This window comes from Hwangdonia sp., from assembly GCF_048381975.1.
Classification (GTDB): Bacteria; Bacteroidota; Bacteroidia; order Flavobacteriales; family Flavobacteriaceae; genus Hwangdonia; species Hwangdonia seohaensis.
In genome coordinates this window covers 248883-260448 of the sequence record NZ_JBLWYT010000007.1, presented here as the reverse complement: position 1 = coordinate 260448, position 11566 = coordinate 248883, and the positions used below count along the sequence as shown (strand labels likewise).

General features: G+C 34.6%; 14 protein-coding genes. 11 read left to right on the top strand and 3 right to left on the bottom strand.

The features are described 5' to 3' along the window. Positions 1–200 precede the first annotated feature (200 nt). The 7 genes from ACN5J7_RS13695 (at position 201) to ACN5J7_RS13665 (ending at position 5478) form a co-directional block, all read left to right on the top strand. Complete coding sequence (locus tag ACN5J7_RS13695; RefSeq protein WP_311942959.1) at positions 201–572, top strand: transposase; 372 nt, start codon at positions 201–203, stop codon at positions 570–572. 142 nt (positions 573–714) lie between these two features. Further along, positions 715–1293: a TetR/AcrR family transcriptional regulator gene (locus ACN5J7_RS13690; protein ID WP_418604337.1), complete on the top strand. Its 579-nt coding sequence runs from the start codon at positions 715–717 to the stop codon at positions 1291–1293. Positions 1294–1295: 2 nt separating this feature from the next. Continuing rightward, complete coding sequence (locus tag ACN5J7_RS13685) at positions 1296–1970, top strand: NAD(P)H-binding protein (RefSeq protein ID WP_418604336.1); 675 nt, start codon at positions 1296–1298, stop codon at positions 1968–1970. Between the two features lie 6 nt (positions 1971–1976). After that, positions 1977–2423 carry a DoxX family membrane protein gene (locus tag ACN5J7_RS13680; RefSeq protein ID WP_418604335.1) on the top strand — a complete coding sequence of 149 codons (447 nt, stop codon included), beginning with the start codon at positions 1977–1979 and terminating at the stop codon, positions 2421–2423. 12 nt (positions 2424–2435) lie between these two features. Continuing rightward, a complete protein-coding gene (locus ACN5J7_RS13675; RefSeq protein WP_418604334.1) occupies positions 2436–3068 on the top strand; it encodes an NAD(P)H-dependent oxidoreductase in 633 nt (210 codons plus the stop codon). Between the two features lie 36 nt (positions 3069–3104). Then, positions 3105–4265 carry an iron-containing alcohol dehydrogenase gene (locus ACN5J7_RS13670; protein ID WP_418604333.1) on the top strand — a complete coding sequence of 387 codons (1161 nt, stop codon included), beginning with the start codon at positions 3105–3107 and terminating at the stop codon, positions 4263–4265. A gap of 1024 nt (positions 4266–5289) precedes the next feature. Beyond that, entirely contained in the window at positions 5290–5478 is a 189-nt protein-coding gene (locus ACN5J7_RS13665; RefSeq protein WP_418604332.1) for a hypothetical protein, read from the top strand. 11 nt (positions 5479–5489) lie between these two features. On the opposite strand, the gene ACN5J7_RS13660 is transcribed toward ACN5J7_RS13665, so the two are convergent. After that, positions 5490–5849 carry a hypothetical protein gene (locus ACN5J7_RS13660; protein WP_418604331.1) on the bottom strand — a complete coding sequence of 120 codons (360 nt, stop codon included), beginning with the start codon at positions 5847–5849 and terminating at the stop codon, positions 5490–5492. Positions 5850–6097: 248 nt separating this feature from the next. Between ACN5J7_RS13660 and ACN5J7_RS13655 the strand changes: the two genes are divergently transcribed. From ACN5J7_RS13655 to ACN5J7_RS13640, 4 genes are all read left to right on the top strand, one after another. Beyond that, on the top strand, positions 6098–7240 hold the full coding sequence (locus tag ACN5J7_RS13655; protein ID WP_418604330.1) for a saccharopine dehydrogenase family protein: 1143 nt from the start codon (positions 6098–6100) through the stop codon (positions 7238–7240). Positions 7241–7428: 188 nt separating this feature from the next. Further along, positions 7429–8025, top strand: a complete 597-nt coding sequence (locus ACN5J7_RS13650) for a Tll0287-like domain-containing protein (RefSeq protein ID WP_418604329.1) — start codon at positions 7429–7431, stop codon at positions 8023–8025. A gap of 11 nt (positions 8026–8036) precedes the next feature. Continuing rightward, the gene (gene trxA, locus ACN5J7_RS13645; protein WP_418604328.1) at positions 8037–8333 is read left to right on the top strand and encodes a thioredoxin; all 297 of its coding nucleotides are present in this window, start codon (positions 8037–8039) and stop codon (positions 8331–8333) included. After that, positions 8333–8920, top strand: a complete 588-nt coding sequence (locus tag ACN5J7_RS13640) for a methyltransferase domain-containing protein (RefSeq protein WP_418604327.1) — start codon at positions 8333–8335, stop codon at positions 8918–8920. The genes trxA and ACN5J7_RS13640 overlap by 1 nt, the downstream gene beginning before the upstream one ends. 72 nt (positions 8921–8992) lie before the next feature. Here ACN5J7_RS13640 and ACN5J7_RS13635 read toward each other — a convergent pair whose 3' ends face one another. After that, positions 8993–11095: a TonB-dependent receptor gene (locus ACN5J7_RS13635; RefSeq protein WP_418604326.1), complete on the bottom strand. Its 2103-nt coding sequence runs from the start codon at positions 11093–11095 to the stop codon at positions 8993–8995. A gap of 66 nt (positions 11096–11161) precedes the next feature. Then, the gene (locus tag ACN5J7_RS13630) at positions 11162–11563 is read right to left on the bottom strand and encodes a hypothetical protein (protein WP_418604325.1); all 402 of its coding nucleotides are present in this window, start codon (positions 11561–11563) and stop codon (positions 11162–11164) included. Positions 11564–11566: the final 3 nt, after the last annotated feature.

Genomic DNA, 11566 nt, shown 5'->3' with positions numbered 1-11566 from the left:
TACGACCATAAAAAGCCAGTTGCCAACACCGTGTATAATTAATTGCTTGGTTCACTGCCGACTTACGAACATTCCTGCGGAATATTCTATCTGTGATTTATTTGCTAACTTACTCGCTTAACCACGCAACTAATCATACACATAAACGTTGTGTGCAATTTTGACCCGTCCTGAATAAAGGCTACATAATTTTAAACATTATGTATAGAAATGACAAAGTAATTAGACGGTATTCAGAACCCTTTAAACTGAAAATTTTAGCCGAACTTACAACCGGAAAACACACAAAGAGCGAACTATGTAAACTCTACTCTATAGCACCTACAACCGTAAATGAGTGGATTAAAAAGTACAATCGTAAAGACTTAATGAACACCAGAGTAAAAGTGGAAACAAAAGACGAAATATCTAGAATTAAAGCACTTCAAAAGGAAATAGAACAGCTTAAAAAGCTATTACTTAAAAAAGATTTAGATGCTATGGTATTGGATTCTTATCTAGAAGTAGCTGCTGAAGATTTAGGCTATAAATCTGCCCGTGAACTAAAAAAAAAACTAAGTATAAAGCCTTAATTAAAGCTAAAGAAAAGTCTAAGGGATATGCTTCTTTAATGTACCCCATCCTGAATAAAAACTACATAATACTAAAGTTTTCACAAAAAAGAGAATGAACATTCATTTTTATTTATATCTTTGTACCCTAAAACAGAATAACATGGCCAAACTTCAAAAAAGTATAGATAAGCGTAACGCACTTGTACAGGCAACCATAGAACTAGTAAACAACAATGGGTTCCATGATACGGCTATGAGCAAAATAGCAAAAATGGCAAATGTCTCACCTGCAACTATTTATTTATATTTTGAGAACAAACAAGACTTGGTAAACCAAACGTATTTAGAAGTAAAAACCAAATACACAGATTTTGTTTTTAAGACTTATAATGAGAATACATCAGTTAAAACTGGCTTTGAACTGATCTGGAAACGTATTGCAGAGTTTAATATTAATGAATCTGAATATTCTTTTTTTTTAAACCAATGTAATAACACTCCAATAATTGATGAACCTAGCAGAAAAGAAGGCATAAGGCATCTACAACCCCTACTCGACCTATGGGAACGTGGGAAAAAAGAAGGAGTTATTAAGCCCATTTCAGATTATATTTTATATGCCTATTCGATAAATCCTTTATCTTTTTTAATGACCGCTCAAAAGCAGGACGAATTTCAATTGACCAAAGCACATGTTGAAGAAGCATTTCTAACAGCTTGGGATAGTATTAAACTTTAAAAATGAAAAAAACAGCAATTATATTAGGTGCGACCGGCTTAACAGGTTCTATACTTTTAGAAAAACTACTAATTGATGATAGGTATACAACAATCAAATTGTTTTCCAGAAAAGAAATTGATGGGCTGCCCACCAAAGTAAAACAGTTTGTTGGTGATATTTTAGAGTTAGATGACTTTAAGAAGGATTTCACTGCAGATGAAGTATTTTGTTGCATCGGTACAACAGCTAAGAAAACACCAGACAAACAACTGTATAAAAAGATAGATTTTGGAATTCCGGTAACTGCAGCAAAACTTGCAAAAGCAAATGGAATACCTACGTTTTTAGTCATTTCTTCATTAGGCGCAAATGCACAAAGCTCTATTTTTTACAGCAAAACAAAAGGTGAAATGGAACAAGCAGTGCTTTCAGAAAAAATTGAAAAAACGCATGTTTTTCAGCCTTCTATTATTGGTGGTGACAGACAAGAAAAACGTATTGGAGAAAAAATAGGGTTGCTTGTAATTAAACTTCTGCAACCATTATTCTTCGGAAGATTGAAGAAGTACAGAATTACAAAAGCTAAAGATATTGCACAAGCTATGATAAACTTAGCAAATTCAACTTCAACAAAAACAATAATAACATCTCCAAGTATCAAGTTACTTGCAGAAGAATGCCCTATCCAAAAATAACACCTCATGAAAAAATATTTTAATAAAACAAGTGCCATTCAAAACATAATGAGAATTGTGTTAGGCGTTTTTATGCTCTATGCAGGCATAGGACATCTAACGTACCTTAGGACAGAGTTTCAGGCACAGGTTCCTACATGGATCACAACCGATGTAGCGTTTATGGATTTCATCGTGTTAGCATCTGGTGTGGTAGAAATTATTTTTGGGGTACTAATGATTTACGGAGGCAGATTAAAAATTAACACAGGTATTGTATTGGCAATATTCTATGTCCTAATTTTCCCCGGAAATATCAATCAATATGTAAATGAAATAGATTCTTTTGGCTTAAATACAGATAATCAGAGGTTAATAAGATTGGCTTTTCAACCCGTTTTAATTATCTGGGCTTTGTGGTCAACAGGAGCACTTAAATATTTAATAGCAAAGAGAAAGAATAGTAATAAATAAAAAATTGAAAAAATGGAATTATTAGACAAATTAAACTGGAGATATGCCGCAAAAGCAATGAATGGCAAAAAAGTATCTCAAAATAAAATTGACAATATTATAGAAGCTGCTCGTTTAGCGCCTACATCAAGTGGTTTACAACCTTTCGAAATAATTGTAGTTACCAATCAAAAAATTAAAGAACAAATTAGACCAATAGCTTGGAATCAATCTGTAATAACCGACTGCTCCCACCTGCTCGTTTTTGCTGCTTGGGACACTTATACGGAAGATAGAATTAACTATATGTTCGATTTAACAAACGAGATTAGAGGATTCAAAAACGAAGGTTGGGAAAACTACCGTCAAAAGTTATTACAAATGTATCCGCAACAAGATGCAGAAGTAAACTTTAATCATGCTGCCAAACAGGCTTACATCGCATTTTCACAAGCTATTACAGCTGCTGCATACGAAGGTGTAGATGCAACGCCCCTAGAAGGTTTTGACGCTGATAAGTTAGATGAAATACTGGATTTAAGAGCGAAAGGTTTGCGCAGTGCAGTGATGCTACCCATTGGTTACCGAGATGCCGATAGCGATTGGTTGGTTAACCTAGTCAAGGTTAGAAAAAGTACAGAAGATTTAGTAACAGTAATTGCATAATCAGTACACTTTAAATAAATTAATCAAAGGAAGAAGATGAAAAATTTTGAATTTAACAACCCTACCAAAATTATTTTTGGAAAGGACACCATAGAGAAACTAAAAGAAGAAATTCCAGCAAATGCTAAAGTATTATTGCTTTATGGTGGAGGTAGCATTAAAAAGAATGGCATTTACGACCAAGTAAAAGCGGCATTAGCAAATGTTGATACAACTGAGTTTGGAGGTATTCCTGCAAATCCAGAATATGAAATATTAATGGAGGCTTTAAAAGTTATTAAAGCTAAAAATATCACCCATTTATTAGCTGTTGGTGGTGGTTCTGTAATTGACGGAACCAAATTTTTATCTTCAGCGGCAGTATTCGATGGAGACACGCCTTGGGATATTTTATCCAAAAACATTAGAACCGAAAAAGGATTGCCCTTTGGAACTGTGCTAACATTGCCGGCAACAGGCTCTGAAATGAATTCTGGTGCTGTAATTACACGTAAAGAAACCAAAGAAAAGCTTGCTATGGGTGGACCTGGATTGTTTCCGCAATTTTCAATTCTAGATCCTGAAGTCGTAAAATCAATTCCACAACGTCAATTGGCGAATGGTCTGGCCGATGCTTTTACACACGTTTTAGAACAATACATGACTTATCCGGTAGATGCAAAATTACAAGATCGTTTTGCAGAAAGCATTTTGCAAACTTTGATTGAAATTGCACCGACTATACTGAAAGATGAGTTTGACTATAAAGCGGCTTCTAACTTTATGTGGAGTTGTACCATGGCATTAAACGGATTAATTCAAAAAGGAGTGCCTACAGATTGGGCTATTCATGCCATGGGACACGAATTAACAGCTTTATATGGTATAGATCATGCAAGAACATTAGCTATCCTTACAGAAAGTCATTACAAATATAATTTTGAAGCTAAAAAAGAAAAATTAGCACAATACGGTGAACGCGTCTGGAATATTAATGAAGGAAGTATCGACGATAAAGCCTATGCCGCTATCGAAAAAACAACCGGATTTTTCAAATCTTTGGGAATCGACACTAAACTGTCTGATTATACTAACGTTTACGAAGGAACAGCTGAAGAAATCGCAAAACGTTTTACAGATCGTGGTTGGTTAGGTTTAGGAGAGCATCAGTCATTATCACCGGAAAAAGTTAAAAAAATTGTAAAAATGGCTTACTAACTTTAAAAATGTATAGCAATAACAGCGGTTTGGGTTTTAATTCAAACCGTTTTGCTTTTAATAATGTATCTTGGTATTCAAAAGTTGTAGTTTTTAAATCTACTACTGCTCTTATACTTAAGGTTGGGTATAATGCGAAAAATGCGTTTCAAATCGAAAGTTCCAGATTGATGTCCATTTAGGTTTAGACATTTTATCTTTGGCATCGTGAAATACCATTACTCACCACATTTCCTCATTTTGTTTAAAAATACCCTAAAATGATAAGAACTATGTAAAGCTCATTCTTGTGTTTAAAACATGGTAAAATAAAAACCAATATAAGTAATCCATCTGTTACTTAGACCCTTCCGATATCTCAAAATGTTAGCCACAGATTTTTAATATTAGCCTATCATAATTAGGTTATTTATCATTCTATTTTTCTATATTTACCATATAAACATAAGTGAACACAAAACTGAACACGTTTTAGAACACGGCTTAGAATATAGAAAACTCAAAACACTGATTTTCAGTTTTTTAACCTTATTAAATTTATCCAATTTTAATTCATAACCCGGAGGTCGGGGGATCGTGCCCCCCTCTCGCTACAATTCTAACATGTGCCCAAAACAAACGGTTTAGTTCACTCTAAACCGTTTTTTTTATGTCAGCGACTCACTCTTTTGTTTGCATAAAATCTACGATGAAATTTTAACTATAAAATAGAATACTGTCTTTGTTGCACATAGTGTTAATTTTAATTATAATGTAATACGTAATGGTTTAAGACTATTATGCTAAATTTAGAAAAACCCAAACTTTTTCCTCTATTTCAGAATAATAAACAATACCTATAAAAAAATTAAAGCTCAATTTTACTTGCACCCCTAAATTCTGTCATTTACAAGATGGTGTTTCGCAATGCTCACATTACAAAATTACCACGTGCAAAGGCGTATGTTCAGATAACGAAACAGTAAACTCTTATAATTTACGTGTAAACTCAGCCATTTCATATACCATTGAAAACACAAAAGATATGGTGCTAAAACAAAAAGGAAGACATGACGAAGAAGAGGCATTTGTTTTAATTAAAAACAGTGTTTATTTAGGTTACGGCTTTATCGATAAAACAGAACAGATTAGTACAGCAGAAGAATTGGAAGCCTTTTTAATTCCGCAGAAAGACAATTTGGATGTGCAGAAAATACTAAGAAGTGTATTATAAAATAACAACCCCTAATTAACCACCTCTTTTTGTGCGCCAACTCTAAAGCAACGCTCTTCACCCAGATACAACGGATTAGCATGTTTTTCTGACCAAAAGCCGTCTAAAATATCTTTTGTAATGCATTTATAAACAACAACACCTTTATAAACAATCTGTTGGTCGCCTTTATAATTAAAATTAATAACCAAGATGTTATTTTTAAAAAAACCCGTACCAAACTGCTCTTGACTATTGTTTATTAACCACTTTGCGGTAATCTTGTTATGTTCATCGAGCGATAATTTTAATGTCCCTTCATAGCTATTGCCTTCTTCATCTTGATTGTTTCCTATAACAGTGTATGTGCCTTGTAGTTGTTGTATTGTCATATTTTTTTGATTTGCTCATGTTTGGTAAAATTACTTATTTATAACGTCATTGGTAAACTACACCTTTGTTTAAAATCTATCCAAACCACAGTTCATCTTTTTTTTATGATAAATTGATTATTCACAAAGCTATCCATACAAATGAAAGCAATTTATAATCTTCATTTTATATTAAATCGCTACTAATATTAAATATTACGTGGTAATTTATCCTTAAATTAGTGTACATCAATTTATTACTTCAAATTATGAAAACGCACTACAACATTATTATTGCAGGGGCTGGCGGAATTGCAGAAGCCGCAGGTCTTATTATGGTAGAATGGAGCAAAGTAACACCAACAATCTATATAGGAAATCGCACGCTTTCCAAAGCACAAAACGTTGCTAAATGGATTATGGAAGGCACCACGAAACCGTGTAAGGTAATAGCTTTTCATTTAGATCCTTCGGACATCTCTAATGAAGCAACTGCCATTTTTAACAACGGAGATGCCCTACTTGACTGCTTACCCGGTAGTTTAGCGCCTAAAATGGCCACCCTTGCAAAAAGTAACAACTTGTATTATGCCAATCTTACTGAATATGTCGCCGAAACAAACCAAATAAAGGCCATGGCCAAAAATGCCAAAACTGGTTTTGTTTTACAAACGGGATTGGCACCGGGCTATATTGATGTATTAGCTAACCATTTATTTCAAGAATTTTGTAAGCAATATTTGGTGGAGCAAGTAGATACTTTGGAGTTTAAGGTTGGAGCACTTACCAATCATGCCATTGCGCCTCATTTTTATGGTTTTACTTGGAGTCCGGTTGGGGTTGCCACTGAGTATTTAAAAGATAGCATCGTTCTGCGAGATTATAAAAAAACAAGCCTTCCTGCCCTATCTGAAAGCGCTCGCATCATAATTAACGGGATTACCTACGAAGAAGACCTTACCTCTGGAGGCGCTGCCGATTTACCCGATGCCTTGGAGGGCAAAGTTAAAAACCTCGATTATAAAACATTACGTCACCCAGGTCATTATGCTTGGGTTAAAGACCAATTAAAAAATTTAACCAACTCCAAAGATCCCATTGCCGATTTACAACAGATAATGCAAGACCAAATTCCACATATCGAGGACGACCAAATAATACTCTATGCCGCTGTAGAGGGCAAGGATAAAAATGGCGTTTTGCGTAGGCACGAAATAGCTAAAGCAATTAAGCCTAAACAGGTTGGCAAACACACGCTTCGAGCTATCCAAACAACTACTGCCGCACCATTGGTACAAGCCATTCAATGGCTGTTGGAAACAAAGCCTCAAGGTGTTGTACTCCAAAGTCAATTAGAGACCGAGAGCTTTTTAAATGGGGAATTTATAACGCCTATTTATGGTAAAATTTAAAGTGTGCCTTATTTAAACCCGTCGCTTATCACTCAGCCAAATTTAAATTCTACATGGCACATTTAAGTTTTTTTAATAAAGTTCCTCCAAGCTTGCGTTTATATGTAACATAAGTCAACTTATCATATAACAGATAATGTAATTTTGAATGTAATTTTGAAAAAACCATCCAATTAAATCTTTATAAAATGAATAAAACAATCTTATTATGCTTCATATTGGCATTGGCCTTTAGCTGTAATAATTCTAAAAAAACCAAAGATGTTCCGGTAGAAAAAACAAAATCTAATTCTGATACCATACCCTATCACGAAAGAGGTTTAAAATATGCGTTTAGCACCAAAGCCTTATTGGGTAAAAACCTAATGGGCACCATACAGAAAAAAGGAACCATAGAGGCTTTAGCGTTTTGCAATGAAAAAGCATATCCTTTAACCGATAGTATGGCTGTTGTGCATAACGCTACCATTAAACGTGTTTCAGATAAACCCAGAAACGAGGCCAATCAAGCAAACAGCAAAGAATTAACCTATATTGAAACTTTTAAAAAAGACATAAAAAACAACATAGAACCAAAACCCATTGTAGATGAATTGGAAGATCGTGTTCAAGTATATTACCCGATTACCACCAATGCGATGTGCTTACAATGCCATGGAAAACCTCAGGAGGATTTAAAAATGCTAACTTTACAGAAAGTAAAAAAATTATATCCTAACGACAAAGCCATAGGTTACGGCGTTAATGAGGTTAGAGGTATTTGGAGCATTACTTTTGATAAATAAATGAAATAAATATGAGTAAGTTTTCAGACATAATAAATCAAGATAAACCCGTTTTAGTAGATTTTTTTGCAACGTGGTGCGGCCCTTGTAAAATGATGAATCCCATACTAAAACAAGTAAAAGAAAGCTTGGGAGACCGTGTGTCTATCATTAAAATAGATGTTGATAAAAACCAAGCCTTAGCGGCTAAACATCAAGTAAAAGGCGTACCAACAATGCTGCTGTTTAAAAACGGAAAACAAGTGTGGCGCCAATCTGGTGTGGTTCAAAAAGAAGACATTATTAATAGGATAACCTCTCATAATTAATGAATTTAACAGAAGAATTTTGGGATAACAAATACAAAACAAACGATATTGGTTGGGATTTAGGAACAGTTTCGCCTCCCATTAAAGCCTATATCGATCAGCTTTCCAAAAGTGACAAGGAATTAAAAATTCTAATTCCGGGTGGTGGCCATGGTTATGAAGCCGAATATCTCAATTCCAAAGGTTTTAAAAATGTTTTTGTTGTAGATGTTTCTAAAACAGCACTTGGTAATCTAAAAAAACGGGTGCCTTCGTTTCCTTCATCGCATCTCATTCAAAATAATTTTTTTGAGTTGGTTATGACTTTCGATTTAATTATAGAACAAACTTTTTTCTGTGCCATAAATCCTGAGCTTAGGGCTTTATATGCTGAAAAGGCTTCGGAAATATTACAGACCGGTGGAAAAATTATTGGATTACTCTTTAATGTGCCCTTAAACAAAACACATCCGCCATTTGGAGGAAATAAGGAAGAATATTTAGCGTATTTTAAACCTTATTTCCATATTCGTTTGATGGAAGAAGCAAGCAATTCTCACGAGTCAAGATCGGGAAAAGAATTGTTTTTTAATATACAGAAAAAATAACATTGCTATTTATAATATAAAAAGAGCAGCGTACTTTAAATATGCTGCTCTTTTTAATTACACCTGTAATTTTTAAAATTTATACTGTAAAAAAGCAGAAAAATTACGTCCGGGTTCGGTAATTGGAGTTCTTCCAAAATCTGCTTGATTGGTAAAGGAGAAGTTTAAATGGTTATTGTAAGCTTCGTCTAAAACATTAATCACTGCAACACCTAAGGTAACATGCTTAATTGGTTTTAGTCCAAAACGAAGATCTATGGTTTGGTAGCCATCGGTTTCTGTTTCACCAAAACTATTTGAAATGTGCTCTTGTTTTGAAACCACATTGTACTGTATGTTTACCCAAAATTTTTCTTTTTGAAAACCAACGCTCAACTTGGTGTTTAATGGTGGTGTTAAAGGTAACGACTCGCCTAAATCCTTATTTTTGGCGTACACATAGGCCACTTCGGTTTTAAAATAATAATCGTTTAAAAAGTCCAGTTTTGCCATAGCTTCAAAACCGGTTTTATAAGATTCATCCAAGTTTTGAAACACTTTTACATGCCTTGGTTGGACCATAGGATTAAACTTTCGAGTAATGGTTGGATCTACAATACCAACAATATAGTTTTCAAAAAACGAATAATAAAAAGACGTTTGGTAGCTAAAGTTATTAAAGCCGTTTTTTAAAGGTTCTTTTCCTTTAAATCCAATTTCAAATTGATTATTCACTTCAGCCTTTAAATTAGGATTCCCTACATATTCATAAGGATCTTGACCAACGCTAAAGTGATTTATAAAACGCTCTATCATGTTGGCAGACCTTATTCCTCGGCCATAGGCAGCTTCTAAAGTAAAGTTATCAGACACTCTGTTTTTTAATGATAGTGTTCCGCTAACATTGTGTTCTGTGCGTTTTTCAAGGTTGTACATGGCAGCAAAATCGTCTTCCGGATTTTGAATATCCGATGTTACGTTATCGTAACGCACACCAATCGTAAATATCGTTTTAGGATTAAAAGCATATTTTGCTTCGGTAAACAGACCCAAATCCGTTATATAGGAATCTTGCCAAACCTTATCGTTAAAAGTCATAGGCATTGGCAAAGTGTTTCCGTTCATCATTTTAACCAATCTTGTTCGGCCTCCATCTCTGGCAATATGCATGGCATCAACACCAGAAAATACATTCAGTTTTGTGGTAGGTTTCCAGTTTAGCTCTAATTTCCCTCCAATGGTAGTGGCATCAACAACTGAAGAAGCTTCCATCATCATAAAAGAAGGCCGATTGGTATTCGTCATTAAATGATCAACATAACTGTAATAGGCTTTAGCCGTAAACGTTTTTGCTATTTCACCGATATTATCCAGTTTATAATCTGAAGAAATAATGCTGCTATTATCATAATCGGTGTCCATGGGTAAGGCGGCATGCAACACATCGCGACCAAAAGATTGTCTCCAATGTGCTTGAAAACGTTGGTCGTCTGAAAAGTTATAGCCTATTTTAACGCCGTAATCCGTACTTCTGAAAGACGAAGGGATTTCGGTACCATTGCCATCTTCATAATTTCCAAAATCCCTGTAACCAGCGTTGGCAACAACATCGTATTTTTCTTGAATGTATTGCAAATGCACTAAGTTTACCAATGAATTCCCGTTGCTCTCATAACCTGCCGAAACTTTTCCGTGCAAACCATAATCTTCATAATCTGGCTTTTGTGTTACCAAATTTACAATGCCTCCAAAAGTAGCGCCATAACGCACGGTGTAAGGGCCTTTTATTATTTCAATTTTAGAGATTTCTTCGGGAATAATGTGGGTCGTAATCGGGTCCATTCTATTTGGGCAAGCATGCATGGCTTTGGTACCGCCATCGTACTGAATATTTAACTGCTCGTATTGCGCCGCCCTAAACGACGGGTCTATGGCATAATTCCCTCTTTTTATAACCGAAAACCCATTAATGTCATTAAACAAATCGGCTACATTTTTGGGCTGTACAATGGCTTCGTCATATTTATTTGAAACAACTGTTAAAATGGGGTCTTTTTTAATGTTTCCCGTAACAATAACTTCGTCTAGTTTATTAATTTTTTGTTTTGTGGTATCGCTTATGGTTTCGTTTAATTCTTGCCCATAAGACATGGCTGAAATTAGCGCACATAAAAGCACACTATATAGTATTTTCATTTTATAGCTTATTATAATTTAACTTTGTGATTGCGATAGTTGATACTACCAATGGTAAAAGTGAAATTATACGCGCGGTGGATGAAAACAATCGTTTGTGTTGTTAAACGAATAAAGGTTTTGGTAAGTTGTTGGTTGCTGTACTTTAATACAGTCTATCTCTGTTAAAACAATCGCCTCTGCAACATGCGAAAACAGAGTGATTTCTTTAAAATCTGCAATATTTATGGGTGTTCTTTGTTCGTTATCTTGAGATTTGACAACCTTTTCCAATTGGCACTTTCCGTTACATTCCAATTCCGGTTTATCCTTATTTTCACATAAAGCATCAATAAAACCAATGGGATCTATATGGTAATAGGCAAAAGTTAAACTAACTTTAGCACTATTGAATAGAAGCAGTATTGACAAAACGACTGCGAATATGTAAACCACCTTTTTCATTGCAACAAAAGTAATAGCTAGCATTTT